16 protein-coding genes and 1 tRNA gene are annotated in these 20,512 nt (G+C 39.1%); 8 read left to right on the top strand and 9 right to left on the bottom strand.

From position 1 onward, the window contains the following. Window positions 1–188: 188 nt before the first annotated feature. Window positions 189–2,450 carry an aconitate hydratase gene (locus H4K35_RS13725; RefSeq protein WP_182628529.1) on the top strand — a complete coding sequence of 754 codons (2,262 nt, stop codon included), beginning with the start codon at window positions 189–191 and terminating at the stop codon, window positions 2,448–2,450. 75 nt (window positions 2,451–2,525) lie between these two features. Here H4K35_RS13725 and H4K35_RS13720 read toward each other — a convergent pair whose 3' ends face one another. Further along, the gene (locus H4K35_RS13720) at window positions 2,526–3,419 is read right to left on the bottom strand and encodes a LysR substrate-binding domain-containing protein (protein WP_182628528.1); all 894 of its coding nucleotides are present in this window, start codon (window positions 3,417–3,419) and stop codon (window positions 2,526–2,528) included. A gap of 94 nt (window positions 3,420–3,513) precedes the next feature. Between H4K35_RS13720 and H4K35_RS13715 the strand changes: the two genes are divergently transcribed. The 3 genes from H4K35_RS13715 (at window position 3,514) to H4K35_RS13705 (ending at window position 6,817) form a co-directional block, all read left to right on the top strand. Then, complete coding sequence (locus H4K35_RS13715) at window positions 3,514–4,734, top strand: MFS transporter (protein WP_182628527.1); 1,221 nt, start codon at window positions 3,514–3,516, stop codon at window positions 4,732–4,734. 74 nt (window positions 4,735–4,808) lie between these two features. Further along, window positions 4,809–6,125, top strand: coding sequence for a solute carrier family 23 protein (locus tag H4K35_RS13710; protein ID WP_182628526.1), 1,317 nt, complete (start codon window positions 4,809–4,811; stop codon window positions 6,123–6,125). A gap of 113 nt (window positions 6,126–6,238) precedes the next feature. Then, on the top strand, window positions 6,239–6,817 hold the full coding sequence (locus tag H4K35_RS13705) for a TlpA disulfide reductase family protein (protein ID WP_182628525.1): 579 nt from the start codon (window positions 6,239–6,241) through the stop codon (window positions 6,815–6,817). Between the two features lie 116 nt (window positions 6,818–6,933). Here the strand turns inward: H4K35_RS13705 and H4K35_RS13700 are convergent, their stop codons facing one another. After that, complete coding sequence (locus H4K35_RS13700; protein ID WP_182628524.1) at window positions 6,934–7,311, bottom strand: VOC family protein; 378 nt, start codon at window positions 7,309–7,311, stop codon at window positions 6,934–6,936. Window positions 7,312–7,522: 211 nt separating this feature from the next. Between H4K35_RS13700 and H4K35_RS13695 the strand changes: the two genes are divergently transcribed. The 3 genes from H4K35_RS13695 to H4K35_RS13685 all read left to right on the top strand — a co-directional run bounded on the left by H4K35_RS13695 (window position 7,523) and on the right by H4K35_RS13685 (window position 9,982). Then, window positions 7,523–7,762: a hypothetical protein gene (locus tag H4K35_RS13695; protein ID WP_182628523.1), complete on the top strand. Its 240-nt coding sequence runs from the start codon at window positions 7,523–7,525 to the stop codon at window positions 7,760–7,762. Window positions 7,763–7,885: 123 nt separating this feature from the next. After that, on the top strand, window positions 7,886–8,749 hold the full coding sequence (locus H4K35_RS13690) for an AraC family transcriptional regulator (protein ID WP_182628522.1): 864 nt from the start codon (window positions 7,886–7,888) through the stop codon (window positions 8,747–8,749). A 48-nt stretch (window positions 8,750–8,797) separates the two neighbouring features. After that, entirely contained in the window at window positions 8,798–9,982 is a 1,185-nt protein-coding gene (locus tag H4K35_RS13685) for a multidrug effflux MFS transporter (RefSeq protein ID WP_182628545.1), read from the top strand. Between the two features lie 315 nt (window positions 9,983–10,297). Here H4K35_RS13685 and H4K35_RS13680 read toward each other — a convergent pair whose 3' ends face one another. Both H4K35_RS13680 and H4K35_RS13675 read right to left on the bottom strand, forming a co-directional pair. Next, window positions 10,298–10,945 carry a hypothetical protein gene (locus tag H4K35_RS13680; RefSeq protein WP_182628521.1) on the bottom strand — a complete coding sequence of 216 codons (648 nt, stop codon included), beginning with the start codon at window positions 10,943–10,945 and terminating at the stop codon, window positions 10,298–10,300. A 5-nt stretch (window positions 10,946–10,950) separates the two neighbouring features. Beyond that, window positions 10,951–11,292 (bottom strand): hypothetical protein, encoded by a 342-nt coding sequence (locus tag H4K35_RS13675; RefSeq protein WP_182628520.1) that lies wholly within the window; start codon window positions 11,290–11,292, stop codon window positions 10,951–10,953. Window positions 11,293–11,516: 224 nt separating this feature from the next. Between H4K35_RS13675 and H4K35_RS13670 the strand changes: the two genes are divergently transcribed. Next, window positions 11,517–12,155 (top strand): hypothetical protein, encoded by a 639-nt coding sequence (locus H4K35_RS13670; protein ID WP_182628519.1) that lies wholly within the window; start codon window positions 11,517–11,519, stop codon window positions 12,153–12,155. A 98-nt stretch (window positions 12,156–12,253) separates the two neighbouring features. On the opposite strand, the gene H4K35_RS13665 is transcribed toward H4K35_RS13670, so the two are convergent. The 5 genes from H4K35_RS13665 to H4K35_RS13645 all read right to left on the bottom strand — a co-directional run bounded on the left by H4K35_RS13665 (window position 12,254) and on the right by H4K35_RS13645 (window position 20,448). Continuing rightward, window positions 12,254–12,327: transfer RNA gene (locus H4K35_RS13665), tRNA-Arg, on the bottom strand. A gap of 197 nt (window positions 12,328–12,524) precedes the next feature. Continuing rightward, window positions 12,525–14,456: an efflux RND transporter periplasmic adaptor subunit gene (locus H4K35_RS13660; protein WP_182628518.1), complete on the bottom strand. Its 1,932-nt coding sequence runs from the start codon at window positions 14,454–14,456 to the stop codon at window positions 12,525–12,527. 10 nt (window positions 14,457–14,466) lie between these two features. Further along, window positions 14,467–15,924, bottom strand: a complete 1,458-nt coding sequence (locus H4K35_RS13655; protein ID WP_182628517.1) for a TolC family protein — start codon at window positions 15,922–15,924, stop codon at window positions 14,467–14,469. Then, on the bottom strand, window positions 15,917–19,762 hold the full coding sequence (locus H4K35_RS13650; protein ID WP_182628516.1) for an efflux RND transporter permease subunit: 3,846 nt from the start codon (window positions 19,760–19,762) through the stop codon (window positions 15,917–15,919). The genes H4K35_RS13655 and H4K35_RS13650 overlap by 8 nt, the downstream gene beginning before the upstream one ends. A gap of 266 nt (window positions 19,763–20,028) precedes the next feature. Further along, window positions 20,029–20,448, bottom strand: coding sequence for a hypothetical protein (locus tag H4K35_RS13645; protein WP_182628515.1), 420 nt, complete (start codon window positions 20,446–20,448; stop codon window positions 20,029–20,031). Window positions 20,449–20,512 lie beyond the last annotated feature (64 nt).

Below are 20,512 nucleotides of genomic sequence, written 5' to 3'. Positions count from 1 at the left end.
ACAAAGAACAAACCATACAAAGAACAAACCATACAAAGAACAAACCATACAAAGAACAAACCGCGCAAAGAGCAAAGAACAAAATAGAATCATTTTAAATATCTTTCTTTAACATTTTCATCATTTTTATCTGTAGTAAAAGCGGTAAATTGTGTTATAAATCAAACATTTAAAAAAGAACTGTTATTATGGCTTTTGATATCGAAATGATTAAAAAAGTGTATGAAAAGATGCCTGATCGCGTAGCGAAAGCACGTGAATTAGTAGGACGTCCTTTAACACTTACAGAGAAAATTTTATACACGCACTTATGGGAAGGTATGCCAGCTCAAACCTTTGAACGCGGAAAAGATTATGTTGATTTTGCTCCAGATCGCGTAGCTTGTCAAGATGCTACGGCACAGATGGCGTTGTTGCAGTTTATGCATGCGGGAAAAGAGAAGGTAGCTGTACCGACAACGGTACACTGTGACCACTTGATTCAAGCAAAAGTTGGCGCCGCTACTGATTTAAAAGTGGCAGAAACACAATCGTCAGAAGTATTTAATTTTTTATCATCCGTATCAAATAAATATGGAATCGGATTCTGGAAGCCAGGAGCAGGAATTATCCACCAAATTGTGTTGGAAAACTATGCCTTTCCAGGAGGATTGATGATTGGAACAGACTCCCATACCGTAAATGCTGGAGGATTGGGAATGTTAGCCATTGGAGTAGGTGGTGCTGATGCCGTAGATGTAATGTCTGGAATGGCTTGGGAACTTAAATTTCCAAAGTTAATCGGTGTGAAGCTAACAGGTAAATTAAACGGTTGGACGGCGCCAAAAGATGTGATTTTAAAAGTAGCAGATATTCTTACCGTAAAAGGGGGAACTGGTGCTATTGTGGAGTACTTCGGAGAAGGGGCCCTATCTATGTCTTGTACTGGAAAAGGAACTATTTGTAATATGGGTGCTGAAATTGGAGCGACAACGTCTACCTTTGGTTATGATGATTCTATGCGTCGATATTTAGCAGCAACAGGACGTCAAGACGTTGTTGATGCGGCAGATCAAGTAGCAGAACACTTAACAGCTGATCCAGATGTATACACAAATCCAGCACAATACTTCGATCAAGTAATCGAAATTAATCTGTCAGAATTAGAACCCCATATCAATGGACCTTTTACACCAGACAGGGGAACACCTGTTTCTAAAATGAGAGCCGATGCAGAAAAAAATGGCTGGCCGTTGAAAGTAGAGTGGGGGTTAATCGGTTCGTGTACAAACTCATCTTATGAGGATATGTCAAGAGCTGCTTCTATCGTTGAGCAAGCAGTTAAAAACGGAATTACACCAAAAGCTGAGTTTGGAATCAATCCAGGATCAGAACAAATCCGTTATACCATCGAAAGAGATGGAATCATCGAGACTTTTGAAAAAATGGGAACTAAAGTATTTACCAATGCTTGTGGACCTTGTATTGGACAATGGGATCGCGAAGGTGCAGACAAAGGAGAAAAGAACACTATTGTTCACTCGTTTAACCGAAACTTCTCTAAACGCGCCGATGGAAATCCCAATACCCATGCTTTTGTTACCTCTCCAGAAATGGTAGCCGCTTTAGCGATTGCTGGTGATTTAGGGTTCAACCCAATAACGGATACCCTAATCAATGACGAAGGGCAAGAAGTGAAATTATTACCTCCAACAGGAGATGAGTTGCCTAAAAAAGGATTTGACGTGGAAGATCCTGGCTATCAAGCCCCAGCTGCTGACGGTTCCAATGTGGAAGTAATCGTTTCACCAACCTCTAATCGCCTTCAGCTGTTAGAACCTTTTTCGCCTTGGAATGGACAAAATATTACAGGAGCTAAATTGCTGATTAAAGCTTTTGGAAAATGTACGACAGACCATATCTCCATGGCTGGACCTTGGTTGCGTTTCCGCGGACACTTAGACAATATCTCCGATAATATGCTGATTGGTGCTGAAAATGCGTTCAACCACTTAACAAACAAAGTGAAAAATCAGCTAACAGGTGCGTATGATGCTGTACCTGCCGTACAACGAGCGTATAAAGCAGCAGGGATTCCTTCTATCGTAGTGGGAGACCATAACTATGGTGAAGGTTCTTCTCGTGAGCACGCAGCTATGGAACCGCGTCATTTAGGCGTAGTAGCCGTATTGGTTAAATCATTTGCACGTATTCACGAAACAAACTTGAAAAAACAAGGAATGCTTGCGCTTACCTTCGCCAACGAAGCGGATTACGATAAAGTACAAGAAGATGATACCATCAATTTCTTAGATTTAACTGAATTTGCACCAGGTAAACAACTACACTTAGAATTCGTTCACGCGGATGGATCTAAAGATGTAATTGCTGCAAATCATACCTATAACGCTAGTCAAGTGAATTGGTTTAAAGCAGGATCAGCTTTGAATTTAATCGCAGCAGGAAAATAGGTTACGGTTGACAGTTTAGATATACAAATAAGGGTTGAATTGTTTTACAATTCAACCCTTATTTTTATCTATTATTCACAACTGATTATACTCCTCTTTGTCTTCTGCTTTTAATAAATCAATAAAATACGCTGCAGCTTTCTTTTGGTAGCTATCCTTTAAACGCAAAGTAACCGCTTCTCTTTTCATATTTGTACCTCGGATGGGAATAGCACATAAATCTTTTTCGCCATGTACTGTAGCCAAAGTCAAGATGGTTTGAAAAGCACCCGTGCGAACTAAATCGACAATGGTAGCTGTATAGTTCACTTCTACCGCAATATTGGGTTTTACCTTGTGTTTCTCAAATTGACGATCTAAGAAGTCGCGCGTGTTAAAACCTTTGACAGGAAGGGCTAAGGTTAGTTTTTCTACCTCGTTGAAGTTCATACTCTTTTTTGTAGCTAAAGGACTATGAGCAGATACAATGACAGCCATATCTGAACTCATAATGGGTTCATGTAGGAGTTCATCGCTGTGTTTATCCTCGTAAAAGGTCAAGGCAAAGTCAATCTCTTGCTTCAGTAAAGCATCAATGAGCTCCGTTGTCGTGCCAAAAGTAACCTGTAACTTTATCATGGGAAATTGCTCAATGAAGTTTTTAAAAGCAGTAATAACGATCGACTTCAACCCCCAAGTTAAACCAATACTCAACGTTCCTGTATTAATTTGCTTTAAATCTTCTAACATTAATTTACCATCGTTAGAAGCTTGAATACTCTTTGCTGCATATGTGGCAAAAAGTTCACCTGCTTCGGTTATAGACACGCGTTTGCCAATGCGATCAAAGAGGGGAATCCCTAATTCATCTTCGAGTTGCTTAATTTGTTGAGATAAAGTGCTTTGTGTGATATAAAGTTCCTTTGCTGCTTCCGTAAAATTGAGCAATTCTTTTGCTTTTAAAAAATATTTGAGCTGTCTGAGTTCCATTTGATAATCGGTTTTATCGATTGATGTTATAGAAAAATACCATTTTACAAATTTAGAACATAAGTTTACCTTTACTGTAAAATTTTAGATAAAAATGGCAACAACGACCTATATTGAGCTGAGAGCTTCTGAGAAAGCTGTGAAAGGTAGCGTGCGTTACAAGCGAATTAAATGGGGGATTTTTTTAATTGGTGTTTCTGTTTTTGCACAGCTCTACAATTATCAACCTCTGTTGTCAGAAATCACGCATTACTTCCGGGTTACGCCTGCTGAGAGTAGCTATTTGGTGTCGGCTTCGACCTTGGGAATGGCTATAGGTTTGTTGTTGTTTGCCTTTATTGCCGACCGTTACCCTCGAAAAGAGGTCATGCTTTTTTCGTTGGTCTCTTCTACCGTACTAACTTTGACTTCCGTATTTGTTTATGATTTCTCACTTTTGATTAATATTAATCTCGTTAAGGGGATTTGTATTTCAGGGGTTTCTGCAGTGACCTTGGCTTATTTAGCAGAGGAGATTGATAGTAAATCCATTGGTACTGCCATTAGTTTTTACCTAGCAGGAAATACGTTTGGCGGCATGTTTGGACGTATAATTGCCGCCTTGGTCAGTGGATGGTACAATTGGCAAATAGCCGTGCTGACTATTGGTTTGTTGGCTTTGGGAATTGCCGTTTTCTTCTATTTCTTGTTCCCTGAATCACACTTCTTTGAACCTAAAACAGTAAAATTCGATAAGAAAGTCCGTCAAATGCAACGCATTTTTCGCAATAAGAAAATCTTGGCGATGTACGTCGTTGCAATTTGTTTGATGGGAACCTTTGTCAGTATCTACAACTATTTAGGATTCAAACTAGAAGCGCCTCCTTATCACTTACCTCATTATTTGATTGCATTGATATTTCTCATGTATGCCTTTGGGATTGTAGGCAATTTAGCAGCGGGTCGTTTGTCCGATCGCTATGCTGCTAAAAAGTTATTATTGGTCGCTTTAGGGTTACTTTTAGTAGGACTTGCCTTGATGTATGTTGATCATTTGCTCGTGATTTTAGTGGGGTTAACGCTGTTTACCATCGCCTTTTTTAGCGGACATACCATCGCCAGTCGCGTTGTGACCCAATTGGGAGGCAAAGCTAAAAGTTCAGCTACAGCTTTGTATTGGTTTTTCTACTATATGGGATCGACCTTAATTGGTAGTTCCACTGGTTTTTTTATCAACAATGACAATTGGGGAGGCTTCTTTACTACCTTGATGCTATTGGGGGGAATAGCCTTGCTTGCGACCTATGTCGCGACAAAAAATAAAACTACAAAATAATACTCATCTCTACTGTTATTTTATTTTTGCTCCAAAATGACCTATTTTCGCATTTGTATTAAATAGATAACACCATGAAGGATAGTCAGGATCAAAAAGTTGTTTTAGCCATTGATGAAAAGCCCAAAGCAGGGCAGTGGTTTTTACTGAGTATACAACACCTATTTGCCATGTTTGGCGCAACGGTTTTAGTTCCTACCCTAACGGGGATGGATCCTGCTATTGCTTTGATATCGAGTGGAATAGGAACGCTTGTTTTTTTGGCAATTACCAAAGGTAAAGTTCCTTCCTATTTGGGATCCTCTTTTGCGTTTATCAACCCGATTATCGCTATCAAAGCCATGGAACAAGTTACGACAAACGACGTACCTGTAGGTAGTTTTTTAGTGGGTAGCTTTTTGGTTGGGGTAGTGTATTCTTTAGTAGCGCTCCTGATTGCTAAAGCGGGAACCAATTGGCTGATGAAATTGTTGCCACCTATTGTTGTAGGTCCTGTGATTATGGTGATCGGATTGGGATTAGCTAGTACAGCAGTTGGAATGGTGACAAATAATCCCACAGGTGAATATGACATTACCTATGTGACCATTGGATTGGTAACCTTGACCATTACGATTATCGCCGCTATTTTTACCAAAGGATTTTTAAGCGTTATCCCCGTTTTGGTTGGCATCATAGGAGGATATTTATTTTCAGCTTCGATGGGCGTTGTTAACTTCTCACCTGTGATGGAAGCCGCTTGGTTTCAACTACCTAATTTTACAATTCCATTTGTCGATTATACCCCTTCTGTTACCCTATATGTAGTCTTTGTCATGTTACCTGTTGCCATTGTACCTATTGCAGAACACATTGGACATCAATTGGTGTTGAGCAAAGTAATCAACAAAGATTTAATCAAGGAACCCGGTTTGGATCGCTCCATGTTAGGTGATGGTGTAGCAACTATGCTTGCCGCTCTAATCGGTGGGCCACCCAATACGACCTATGGAGAAAATATTGGTGTTTTAGCGATTACCCGAGCCTTTAGTATTTATGTTTTTATCGGTGCTGCTTGTTTCGCTATTCTGTTTGGATTCTGCGGAAAAATTACTGCTTTACTCTCAACTATTCCTGCTCCTGTAATGGGCGGTGTCTCCATTTTATTATTTGGGATTATTGCTTCTAGTGGATTGCGTATGTTAGTGGAAAATAAAGTCGATTTTAAAGTAAAACGCAATCTAATTATCTCTTCTGTAATTTTAATTATCGGAATTGGTGGAGCAGCGATCCATATTGGTGATTTAATGTCGATTGAGGGGATGGCTTTGGCTTCTATTATTGGTATTATTTTAAATATAGTATTGCCAGGAAGAAAGGAAATTACCTTTGATGATATGTTTAAGGAATAATTTTGTGAATATATTGGATAAAAAAAGTTAAAGTGTATTAAAATTAAATTTAATTAGTTTTATTTGGCAATATGGGTATATATTTTATATATTTATGCTAAATAAAATTAGGTATGTTTAATAAAGGAGAAAAAAAGAAGAAAGGTTGGATTGGAAACGCAGTTTTCCTCCTAATTCTTTTTGTGGTGCTATTTACTCCCTTGGGTACTACGTTTAAGGTATGGATAAACCAACTATTGGCGATGAGTCCTAGTTTGGAGAAACAAGAAGATGTTGAGCAAGTAAGTTTAGAGGGATGGACTTTATTAGACGAAGAAGGACGGGTATTTGATATTGCTAGTACAAAGGGAAAAGTGGTTATTCTCAACTTTTGGGCGACCTGGTGCCCGCCGTGTATAGCCGAAAAACCTAGTTTTCAAGCGTTATATAATGATTATAAAGACAGCGTTGTCTTTTTATTTGTCACATCGGATGATCCCAATAAAGTAAAAGCGTTCAAAGAAAAACACGGCTATAACCTGCCGTCCTATTTTCAACAAGACGGCCCACCAGCAGCACTGTATTCAACCTCCTTGCCTGCTTCTTATGTCATCGACAAAAAAGGAAATATTGTCGTAAAGAAATTTAGAGCGGCAGATTGGAATAGCTCCAAGTTTAGAGTGTCTTTAGATGAATTGATTCAAGCAAAATAACATAATGAGTCTTTGGTTTTCCAAAAGACTTTTTTTGTAAGTACTAGGCGAATACCACTTGCCTTGACTCCGAGTTTTACCATCGTCTAACAACCAAGTGGGCAGTAGGTAGATGCTTAAAGGCTATGGCCAATTCGCCAAAGCACACCAGACGGATCAATCAGCACAAATTCGCGCATATTCCATTGGCAATCTTCAGGGCTAGTTAGGGTTATGTCAAATTGGCTTTGTAAATCCAATTGGTTGAGGTGCTGATACCAATCGTCAGCATTGGCTACTTGTAAATGTAGCATATAATTATCGGCTAGGTCTTTTTCATAGAAATTCTGCAAGAAAATCTTGGTTTGCCCAAGTGCCAATAAACACAATTGGCCGTCTTGCCAAAGGATGTCAAACCCTAATTGCGTATAAAAATCAACTGAAATTTTAAAGTCCTTACAAGGAATAAAATTCTTGAGTTCAAGCGTTGTTAAATTTAGAGCGGATGGAGTCATAACTGCAATAATAAATGGGTAGATAAAGGTAGTTTATTTTGGAAAAACGATAGAAAAAAAAGAATCAACCAATTTTTTTTGTAGGGAAACAACAGCCTATTACTGCTGCTATTTTTGTAACTACTTTGTTTTTAGGTCTTTATTTTATATTAAATAGGTTTTAGATTTTATTTTTCGTATCTTGTCTGTTTTGTAATTTAAATTTTAAAATATGACTTCAACTGAGATTTTTGAGCTAGATCATACTAGTCTTTGCGAATTAGTGGGAAAAAGGTTTATGGTTTCTTACAAAGAAGAACGCAATGGAAAAGTAGAAGCCGTGAGCCTCGATAAAAAACTTATTGCGCTAGACTACTCGGAAAAACAGCAAGTGAACCATTACATTTTTAGCAACGGCGTAGAGCACGTTAAAATTCCCTGTGTGAATTTAGTCACAATGACTCAATTATAAAGTGAAAGAAGATCCGTTAGCGGATCTTTTTTGTTTTTTATACTTTACCTTTGTCGAGATAGTTAACAACTTATGATTTAGTCCAAAATGACACTTGTGATCCGAGACTAATTTAATGTACAGATGAAGACAAAGAAAAAGGTAGTTCGCGTTCAACAACTCGATAAAGATATCCCCATCGAATTATATCGTATTGAAAAGAGTGTAGATCTTTTTGAGTACGAAGGACACTATCAATATGATTTTTATCAAATCTATTGGTTTACTGAAGTTTTGATTCCGCATAAGCAGGAAATAGACTTTGTTAGCTATCCTGTAATAGCGGGCGAAATTTGGATTATTTATCCCGGTCAAGTGCATCATTTCGATCCGCGTTATAGTAGGGGGTATTGCCTTGCTATCGACAAGAACTACTTTCACAGCGTGTTGTTTAAAGAGGCAAAACTGCGATCCTTTATAGGGCATGGCCAACTGAAGTTTGCTGTTCCCTTTCACGATGGACAACGGTTAGAGTATTTGCATGTATTGATGGAGATAGAATTTAATTCTTTTAAACGACCTACCGTTTTAGAGCAATATCTGCAGCTGTATTTTATACATTTACAAGATCTTCCTTTGCTTTCACAACCCCATATGACCATGGATGATCGCGTCTATAAAATTTTGCAACTCATCGAAGAACACTATAGCACCCAGCAAAAAAATGAGTTTTACGCCGAGCAAGTATTTCTTTCGGTCAAGCGCATGAATGAGATTCTTTTTCGAGCGATAGGCAAGACATTAAAACAACAATTACAGGAGAGACTTTTATTAGAAGCCAAGCGATTAGTGGGGTATAGTGAAGATACCATCCAGCGTATCGCCCATGCGTTGCACTTCTCTGATGTCACCTATTTTAACCGCTTTTTTAAAAAACACACCCATCAAACGCCCAAAGATTTTCGAGAACAGGTGCAAAAAGTCCAAGATAAAGTCTCATTTAGATAAGGTTTGCTTTTTGAAGGCAGCGTATTTTTGCCTCTTTAAGAAAAAATGATGAGTAAGTTAAAGAAACAGCAGTTTATCGTAGTGCTAATATTAGCCCTTTTGTCTGCGTTAGAGCCTTTTAGTATTGATTTGTATTTGCCAGGATTTTTAAAAATGGCCCAATACTATCAAACTGATTTGAAATCCATTCAGTTTTCCATTTCCACCTTTTTAGCGGGCTTCGCTATAGGTCAATTGTTTTGGGGAATTATTTCCGATAAGTATGGTCGTAAATGGCCGACAATACTCTCTTTGTTGTTATTTATAGCGGCGACAGTCGCCTGTATTTATGCCCAAACAATTGAGCAATTTTGGGTGGCACGCTTCTTTCAAGCCTTTGCGGGATGTGCAGGTGTTGTTATTGCAAGAGCTATTGTCAATGAATACTTTGAACAGGATGATACGATGCGTATATTCTCCCTTTTAGCGATTATTGCTGGAGTGGCTCCCATTATCGGACCTGTAGCTGGAAATTTCTTAGTTTCTCATTTCAACTGGCAATCCACCTTTGTCACCCTCTTTGTCTTAGGTGTTATTTCTCTACTCCTCGTCGTCTTGTTTTTACCTGAAACCAAAAAGAAAACGACTGTGGTTCAAAAACGCAATCTTATACAAGATTTTAAGGAGATATTGCAGGTTAAAACCTTTTTAAAATACACACTGATCGGCAGTGTAACGTATAGTATTTTAATGATTTACTTGGCCAATGCGCCCTATTTGATTATGGAGTACGGCCAATTGTCCTCCGCCACTTTTAGCTATATCTTCGCCTTTAATGCTGTGGGATTAATGCTTGGCGCTTGGGTGTCAAGTGCTTTTACTCGTTGGTGGTCAATTCGTCAGATTATCTTGTATACGACGATCTTTGGACTAGGAGTAAGCCTCGTTTTCTTAGTGTTTTGTATCCTACAACAACCCATTGAATGGCTGTTGATTCCGCTATTTTTTATGGTATTAACCTTGGGAGTTTTATTCCCCGCAACAACTAAATTAGCCCTAGAACCCTTTGTGGAAACGAGCGGTTCGGCTTCCGCTTTGTTGGGTTCTTTACAGTTATTGTTGACTTTTGTCCTCTCTGCAGTAACAAATTTGATTCCCGTAGATTTATTACTTCTAACAGGATTGGCGCTATTTGTTTGCCATGTGTTGTACCTGGCTTGTTATATAATTAAGGAGGAAAAGACGAATGGATAATGGGATAAACACAAAAGAGCTATTGTACATAGGTAGAGCAATAATATTGATGAAAGAGGCTTCTATTGATTATTCTCAATGTAGGAGAAATAGAGGAACTAGAGGTAGATAAATTAAGGATAATGCGGTCTCGGAAATTATACCTATGTGATTAGGGTGTTGTTTGTAGTCCTTGTATGTAGTTGTTTTTCTACTATTTATCAGAAGTTAAAGAGAAATGCTTTACCTAGACTAGAATGCTTAAATTGCAATAATAAAAACACCTCAATCATTGAATTACTGAGGTGTTTTTATTATTAAACTTATTTGTTAATACTAGTATGGGCAAGGATTATTTAAAGTAACTAATTCATGATAAATGGCGTTGTTTCTAATAACTTGATATTGAATTTGGTTAAGATATCCAGGTTGATTTCTATTATCTCTATCATACAACGCTAAAGATTCTATAGTTGAATTTATAGTTACTGGAATTATATCACAGTTGGTCCCATTCTTTTTTAATGGGTTAAATTGACATAGTTTAAATCCTTGAAATTTAATATCATTAAAAAATACGTAGGGAGGTACCTCATTACAAAATTGAGGATAATAGTGAGTAAAAGGTGAAGAATCTCCATGCCACCATCTGAATTCTTTATAATATAATTCTTCTAAATAATCGCAATAATTGTGAATCACATACTTGTTATGAGGGGTTTGAGATTCAATACAGTAAGGGAAGGTAATATTGTCTCCCATTGTATATTGGGAAAACCTTACAAATTGATGGGGCTCTAAGGTAATAGGATCTAATGAAAAACGATAAACTATTGTATCTTCAGGGATAGGGGAATAATGCATTAACTGTATGGCGTAAAAAGTTTTAGGACAATCTGAATTGTTTCGAATTTCTAGTATCCTAGTAGCAAAACTGGTTTGTGAAAAAACACAAATAAACAATAAAACTAAAAATTTTCTCATGGCTATTAAGAATTATGGATTTCTAAATATTTAGCTAAGGCATACGATATAATGTCTTCCATAGAAGAATATCCACCGTAGTTAGGTTCTCCTATTCTAATTAAAAATGCTTTAGCAAGGTCTAAACTTGTTTGAGTAGATAAAAAATCATTTTGACTAATTTCTAGTTTGACATATTGCATATACCTGTTTTCGAATGCTAAATATTCAGCACTTTGTTTAATACTGGTATAATCCAGTTCAGTTTTTAAGAGATCATCTTTTACGGTCTCTTTGTTTTCAGCATCGTTACTGCAGCTAATAGCAAAAAACATACAACCTATCGCTGGGAATAAGATTTTTTTCATAATACATGAATTTTAAATTGATTTAACCTAAATTTAATATATTTTTTTTGATTAAACTTACAGTTTTAATGTATTATTTGTTAATATATGACATGTGTATTGTGTGCTTGTTTTTTTAAGGTTTGAGAGCATAGTTTTTCTTATGATAGCTAAGATGATCGTAAGCCGTAAATTAATTCAAAATAATTGCGTATTTTCATTCCAAACTATTCAATGCACTTCGAATGAGAAAGTACTACGTACCAGGTATGATTACGCTGCTGTTTTTGCCTTTATTGGGGTATTTCTACATCCAACAAACGATAGCGACTCGTGACTATAGGGGAGTGGATGTTTTTTTGGAAGATGCGGGTTTTTACGATTGTTTTGGTGGAGGTCCATTTGAAGGTGTTGTATTTGAGTCGGTTGAGTTTACAGGAGATCCTAAACTAGATCAAATACTTTTACTCGAAGCAAAGCGCAAAATAGAAGAGATTATTTCTCGAGACGATAAAAAAAATGGACTCGTATTTACTTTCGGAACTGTTCCATACGGAACCTATATAAAAGTTTTAAATCTTGTTGATCCTTACAAGAGAAATGTATTTGTGTATTCGGATAGCATTAAGTTTTCAAATGATAAAAACTTGCTTGATCTTCAATTGCAAAAAGAGAAGACGAAGGAAATGTTTTTACAAGTAGCATTAGAAAATGGCGAAATAGAAGTGGAAAAGGAAGTAGATAAAGTTGCGATTGTACTCGATCGGATGGGAAACTATACCTATGTAATTGGAGGACTATTCGTCCTTCTTGCTTTTTGTTGTTTTTCTGCTACTTATCGACTTAAAAAGGAAAGAAAATACCAAGACCAGAATGGGAAATAGTATGACTATAGAGAGTTTTTTGAGTCTAATTTTAGTGTGAAATAATAGTTTGTATTGATTTTGATAAAAAAAGCCTTCGATTTTTCGAAGGCTTTTTGTGATCCAATCAGGATTCGAACCTGAGACCTACTGCTTAGAAGGCAGTTGCTCTATCCAGCTGAGCTATTGGACCATTAAATCATGGATGATTTAAACACCATCAAAAGAAATAGTAGTGATACTTTCTCATTTTGATGGTGCAAATATATTCTATTTTTTACAGAAACACCAAGGATAATCGCATAAAAATGAAAATAATAGAATAACTAATTGAAAATTAGAAATTTGTCTATGCTCAGTTTGTAGCTATTTTCTGGGTTCCAGCTTTATTTATCGGTCATATTGACAACAACCGTGTAAACTGTTGTAGGTTTTGTCTTGGGCTTTGTCTAACGCAGTGTCATGTCCTGCAGCAGCAATCGCTTTACTGACTTTCTTTTGATCGGTTTTTGCAGGGTCAAAGTTGAGGTGAAGTACTTTTCCATGGACATCCCATGTGGCTGTTGAAACGCCCGCTACCGCTTTTGCAGCGGTTTCAATGCGTTCCTTACACATTGCGCAATTTCCTTTAACCGCTAACATGGCATGTCCTTGCTGCTCCTGTTTGTGGCCTTGCTTGTGATGTTCTTGCTGTGTTGCTTTACCCTTAGTTGTTGTAGCTGCTTGATGATCTCCGTGTTTTGTGTGGTCTGCTGTGTTGGGTTTCATTGCAGCACGATCGTATAAACAACAAGGAGGTAAATCCTTATACACTTGATCTGGTGCTTGATCTAATGCCGTATCATGTCCAGCTTGAGCAACGGCTTTGCTGATTTTGTTTTGATCTGTTTTCGATGAATCGAAGTTTAGATGCAACAGTTGATCTTTGGAATTCCAGGTAGCACCAACTACTCCAGGAACGGCTTTGGCCGCTTTTTCTATACGGGCTTTACACATATCACAATTACCGTGAACGACAAACATGGCATGTGCCTCGTGTTCAGCCTTTGCAATGGTTGGCGTATCGTTATTCATCATGCTGGGTTTACCCTCAAGTTGAGCACTAGAATCTACGATAAATACCCCTCTTGTTACAATCTCTTCTCCATCTTCTAATCCTGAGGCAACAATATAGTGATCGCCTAAAGAAGGTCCCAATACAATTTGTCTCATCTTAAAAGCTGGCGTAGTTGTATGGGGTTGTTTGACGTATATTACGGAGCGTTTCCCCGTCCATAAAACGGCTGATTTAGGTATTGTCAGCTGTTGGTTTTCCTTGGCGCGAATGGGCGATTTAATACTTGCTGTAGCATACATCTCAGGCTTTAATGCTTGATCTTTGTTGTCCGTTTCTACGCGTATTTTAGCCGTGCGCGAGGTCGCATCAATAATGGGGTTAATAAAAGATATTTTGCCTTGATACACTTTTCCAGGGATACTTTGCAAAGTGTACTCTAATAGGTCTCCTTCTTTTAAAAATGGTAAATCGCCTTCATAAGCCTCAAAAATAGCCCACAGCTTGGTCATGTTTGAAATGCTGTATAAAACAGATCCTTGGTTGATATAATCTCCTTGATTGACGTTTTTAGCCGTTACGATTCCACTTGTATTAGCTGTAATACTCACATAAGGCGATACTTTTCCCGTTGAAAGGACTTTGTTGATCTGCCCCTCCGACATTTTCCATAAGCGCAACTTCTCTTTTGCCGCATCCAACAACATCGGTTGGAAGTCGGTGAGTTTTTGCGCCTCTAAAAGCTCTTGTTGAGCGTTGAGTAAATCAGGGGAATATATCGTTGCAATTAATTGCCCTTGTTTGACGGATTCTCCTGTAAAATTAATGTACAACTTCTCAATACGCCCATTGACGTGTGAGGTTTGGGATTGTTGTAAACGTTCATCTACTTGAATGGTTCCGTATAATTGGATGTCCTTTATGGCCTCCTGTCGACCCACGACAGTAGTTTGTATATTGGCTAAAGCAATGGCCTCTTTGGACATTTGAATAGCGTCATCATCAATCGCCTCATCTCCACCACCTGAGGATTTTAGCGGAATTAAATCCATGGCACATAAGGGACATTTGCCCGGTTTGTCCATTTTAATTTGTGGATGCATGGAACACGTCCATACAATTGGAGCTTCTTCGGTAGGCGCGGCTTCTCCATTGTGCTCATGTGTGGCAGATCCACCAAAAACCAACCACCCTAAAAGAAGTCCAACCAATAAAATAACTCCGTATTTTACTGTGTTATTTTTAATTATATCTTTAAATGTACTCATTGTCTGTGTTTTATAAATCGTTAGTAGTCGCAGTGATATTCTCAATGGAGGCTACAAGTGTATTGTAGTTCGCAATAGCTTCTGCTTTTTTCAGCTGGTAGTCGAGCAATTGACGTTGTACTTGAATCACATTGGTCAAATCGCTTTTTCCCGTTACAAATTCTTTGACAATTAGATTGAATGTCGTTTCTGCCAAAGTAGTTTGTTTTTCCAATAAGGTGATCGTACGTTCTGTGTCTTCCACCTGATTTTTAAAGCTGTAGTACGAAGCGAGTAGGGTATTATAGGTATCCTTGTACTTGGCTTCACTCGATTGCCACCACTTTTTACCTTCTTCTTGCTGGGCTTTGTATTTTTTTCTAAATACGGGGAGTGAAAGTGTAACCATGGGCATAATCATATCTTTTCCATTCATATTGCCCATTGCCAGCATGGGATCATTGGTTTTTCCAATAATCATATACTGCACACCGAGTCCCAGCATTGGATAACTCATTTTGCGATCCATTTCCGCTTTGGCTTGGTAGGCCAATCCTTCTTCGGTCAGCATAGCCAACATCGGGTTATTGGTTTCTATTGCGGTTTGAACCTCTTCATCTGTCATGAAAAAAGGCACTTTTTCAATTTGTTTAGGAACCGTAACAACAGCTTGTGCTTCCTGGTCAAGTAAGGCATTGAACTTGATTTTTTCCGCTTTGATTTGCGCCTGTAAGCTCTCGATTGTATTCTCAACTTCGATGGTTTCTAGGCGAATGCGCAAAACATCAGACATGCCGGATCCGCCACTACTGCCTCCCATATTCGACATTGCACTGCTGCTCGCGTTTGCTGGTGTAGGGGTAGTAGCCACTGCAGAAGAACCGCCCATCGCCATTCCCCCCATACTCGATCCTGTGGAAGTAGCGGTACTACTCGTTGGGGATGCTGTACTAGCCATGCTGTTAGAAGCAGTTGCTCCAGAAGGAGAGGAAAATTTTTGTATAGCCAATTGTTCCAATTGCTCTAACAGTTTTTTATTTTGTTGGGCATTGTGGACTTGTTGTTGTAATTTTTGTAAGACGTACCACTGGGTGTGTACTTGTAAAATTACGGACTCTTTTACCTCTCTGTATTGTTGCATTTGCATACTAGCCATGTGATTGGCTTCTTTTTTGGCTGATTTTTTTGTTCCAAACCAAGGCAACATCTGCATTAAGGTAAGATCGCCAATTTGTCTTCCCCCTACGATATCCATAGGTTTGGTATAAAATCCCATCGACAATTCAGGGTCTTCAAAGGCTCCTGCTTGTGGAATTTTTTCTAGGAATGCTTCGTATGCCAAACGCTGGGCCTGCACGCCTGGATTGCGTTCAAGGGCTATCTGGGTGTAATAGCCCAGAGAATCCACAGGCGTTTCTTGTGCCCAAAGCGGTGAAATAGAGGTGGAAACCCCTAGTAAAACAAAGAGCACTGTATATAACTTATTCATTTGTAGCAATTTTTTTATTAGACTTCTGTTCTTTTTTGATGGCCCATTCACGCCACCAACATTGGAATACCGGAACGACAAACATCGTCATGGATTGGATGAGCATCCCACCAAAGGTTGGAATCGCCATCGGAATCATAATTTCAGCCCCTTTTCCGGTGGAGGTCATAACGGGTAGCAAGGCAATTAAAGCCGTTGCCGTAGTCATTGCTGCTGGTCGAACTCTCTTTAGTCCGGCGTAAACTACAGCCTCGCGAATCTCGTCTTTGGTCTTGGGATCTCTAGCTTCAAACGTATCGTGAATATAGGTCCCCATCAGTACCCCGTCATTGGTTGCTAAACCAAAGAGGGCAATGAATCCCACCCAAACGGCAATACTGAGGTTAATGCTGTGCATTTGGAATAAATCCCGCATATTCATATCACCAATTGAGAAGTTCATAAACCAAAGTTGTCCATACAGCCACAACAAGATGAAACCACCTGCAAAGGCTACAAATACCCCTGAGAAATGAATCAAAGAGGCCGTGATGGTTTTGAACTGGAAGTACAAAATCAAGAGAATTGCCAATAAACTCATCGGAACAACGTATAGTAAGCGTTGAGCCGCGCGTTCTTGTTGTTGATAATTTCCCGCAAAAGTATATGTCACTCCTTTTGGCAAGGTCAATTCACCCGATTCTATTTTCGATTTTAGTATTTTATCTGCTTCGCGTACTACGTCAACTTCAGCTTTTCCACTAATTTTATCAAAAATTACATAGCCTAACAAGAAGGTATTTTCACTTTGAATCATCTGAGATCCTTTGGCATAGGCAATATCGGCAACATCACTAAGTGGGATTTGAATACCAGTTCCTGTTGGGATTAAAAGCTTGGCCAATGCTTCGGGATTGTCTCTCAATTCACGTGGATAGCGCAAGCGAACAGGGAAGCGTTCACGCCCTTCAACCGTAGTTGTTAATTGCATACCACCAACTGCTGCGCCTAAGACTTCTTGTAGATCAGCAACGGTAATGCCATAACGCGCCATATTGGTTCTGTTTAGGTGTATTTCTACATAAGGAGCACCTACAGCTCTATCGTAGAAAACAGTCGACGGCATAATAGAAGGAATGTCTTTGAGCGCCGTTTCCAATGCTTTACCTCCTTCTTCAATCGATTCTAGATCAGGACCTGAAACTTTTAATCCCATAGGCGCACGCATACCCGTTGACAGCATAACCAAACGCGCTTCAATAGGTTGTAATTTTGGTGCTGAAGTTAGGCCAGGAATATGGGAAACGTTGACGATTTGTTGCCATATATCCTCCGGACTCTTAATTTCTGGACGCCATTGTCTGAAGAACTTTCCATTCTTATCTGGAATCAAGCTGTCTCTCGAAATCTGACGATAGCCGTTGGATACGTGATAGGTAGAGCCGTCGATCAACTCAAAATCGCCGTTTTTCGCAACTTTAAATCGCTCGCGATGTCCCTCTTCATTTAAGAAATATTCGGGTTTATAGTTGATGGTGTTTTCAAACATTTGAGTAGGAGCAGGGTCAAGGGCAGAGTTCACACGTCCCCATTTACCAATGGTCAGTTCTACTTCCGGAATATGTTGAATGCGTTTGTCTAATGTTCGGATAAAGTTTAAGTTTTGCTCAATTCCCGTGTGAGGCATACTCGTAGGCATGAGTAAAAACGAACCCTCGTTTAAGCTCGGCATAAATTCTTCCCCTATACCAGGAAAGGTTTGGGAAGATTTTTCCCAAAACGCCGTTTCTCTAAATGATTTCCAACCAACGCTTTCGAAGCCTTTAGCAACAAATCCAAACGATGTGTTGAATCCCAGCCAAGCCACCAGACCTAAAATAACAGTGAGAATAGGGATGGACATGAACTTCCAACGATTGGCTAATGCCCAGCGCAAGATCTGTTCATAGTAAATAACGAGGGTCCACAAAATGGCTAGAATACTGCCTATGGCGAGAATAACAAAAACAAAGTTTAAACCTGTATGGGCTTGTGTACCCAATGGAAGCCATTCGATGGCTAAGTAGTAAACAGCTACAAACAAGGTGATGCCCACATTGATGTAGTTCGCTGTTTTTTCATTTCTCCATTTAGGGGTGTAGAGGTTGTTGATTCCCACAAAGGTTAAAGCAATGGCGGTAAAAATACCTGTATAGATCCACAAGGCAATTCCCAATACACACAGGATGTAATTGGCAATTTTGCGCACTTTTGCTTTATTTATTTTGATAGAGTAAATATAGTAGGCCAGTGTGGGCAAGATGATAAGCCCTAGTAGAAAAGCAGATACCAAAGCAAATGTTTTGGTATAGGCTAAGGGTTTAAACAATTTTCCTTCTTGGGCTTCCATGGCGAACACAGGCAAGAAACTGATAATTGTGGTTAACATTGCCGTAGATAGGGCACCAGACACCTCAGAAACGGCCTTAACGATCAGGTTGGCAAAGGCTTTTCCTTTACTTTCTACCCCCCGGGCCCGTTCCTCTTCCATGTAGCGAATGATGCTTTCGACAAAGACGACCCCCACATCGACCATAACACCAATGGCGATAGCAATACCTGATAAGGCTACAATATTGGCCTCAATCCCCATATAACGCATGATGATAAAAGTGGCCAGTACACCAATAGGCAAAATACTGGAAATAATAATGGAAGCGCGTAAATTGATCACCAATACAATCACAACGATAATACAAATGAGTATTTCGTGTGCCAAGGCTGTCTCTAGCGTGCCAATGGTTTCTTTAATTAAACCTGAACGATCGTAAAAAGGAACAACTGTTACTTTGGAAATCGTTCCATCTGCTAGTGTTTTTTGTGGAAGACCAGCTTCCATGGCGGCAATTTTATCTTTTACATTGTCAATAACTTGCATAGGATTAGCGCCATAACGGGCCACAACAACTCCTCCAACAGCTTCAATGCCCTCTTTGTCTAAACCACCCCTGCGCGTAGCAGGACCTAAATTGACGAAAGCGACATCTTTTATTTTTACAGGCGTATTATTGCGCACTGTAACGACAGCATCTTCTAAATCTTGAATGCTCTTGATATATCCCAATCCGCGAACAAGGTATTCTGCTTGGTTAATCTCTATGGTTTCAGCCCCGATATCGAGGTTGCTCTTCTGAATCGCCCCCATAATATCCATAATGGAAACATTATAGGCACGCATAGCGTCGGGTTTTACTTCTACCTGATATTCTTTGACATAACCTCCAATAGAAGCTACTTCAGAGACACCTTCGGCAGAAGCTAAGCTGTATTTGGCATAGAAATCTTGAATCGTACGCAATTCATCAGGATCCCACCCCCCTGTAGGTTCGCCCGTTTGAGGGTTTCTCCCTTCTAAGGTATACCAATAAACCTGCCCTAAAGCCGTAGCGTCAGGACCTAATGTTGGGATCACTCCTTCAGGTAAAGTCCCCGCAGGTAATGAATTTAATTTTTCTAAGATGCGAGATCTACTCCAATAAAATTCGACGTCTTCTTCAAAGATGACATAGATAAACGACATTCCAAACATCGAACTACTGCGGATCGTTTTTACTCCTGGAACGCCTAATAACGAAGTGGTTAAAGGGTAGGTAACTTGTTCTTGGATGTCTTTAGGGGATCGTCCCATCCATTCTGTGGCAACAATCTGTTGATTCTCACCAATATCAGGAATGGCATCTACGGGAACTGGATCGCTTGGCAAAAGATTTTGATGCCAAGTAAATGGGGCTGTAATTAGTCCCCATACAATAACGATAATTAGGATCATGATCGTAATTAATCGATTATGTAGAAAATACTTAATGATTTTATTAAGCATATGGATGTTTTTAAAGTGTTAATGATACGCGATAAGAAACACCGACGGCGTCGCATATAGTCCCAATAAAGGAGGCGAGTACTACCGTCTATCCTATTAAAGGTAAGGAAAAAATAAATACAACGGATTGATTTTAATGCAGTTGTATGGCTTTATTCCTTTTGAGAATAGCCGGCTGTGTTTCTAAATAAAGGGTAATGGGCGAAGTAAGTCTCGAAAGGTCATAAGAAAGACACAAGAGGAAAAGACTTACAAGGCAAACGCGATCATATGCGATAAATACAAATGTAGGAAAGCCGGTCCACGGTATCGAATTTGAAACCATCAACGGCAATAGGGGTAGGGTAGGCGGTAAATGATACTGATTTTAAATCGGTCAGGTAGTTGGAATTAAACCACTTTGCCTGTATAGCCGCTTTTTTTCCTTTAGCTTCAGGGGCTGCTTCTGTTTGCTCTACTTGTAGATCTACGTGAACCGTATTGATACGGGCCATTGGAGAACAGCACAACATGTCAGCCATACTCTGATGACTACTTTCGGCATCAGTGGCACAACACGGTAGAGTGTCTTCCTCCATCTCCATACAACTCGACATAACCATCTCGTTACAGTTCCAACTGATGATTGGATTAGCTGTAACAAGTACGGATAACGACAGTACAAGTATGGATAAATATTTTTTCATGATCTATTATTGTAGGTAACAGTTTTGCACCTGAGAGACAAAGATATAAAAAAAAATTAACGGT

This window comes from Myroides sp. NP-2 (assembly GCF_014145665.1).
Lineage (GTDB): Bacteria > Bacteroidota > Bacteroidia > Flavobacteriales > Flavobacteriaceae > Flavobacterium.
Note: the sequence above shows the minus strand (reverse complement) of the source record. Positions and strands in the feature narration are given on the sequence as shown.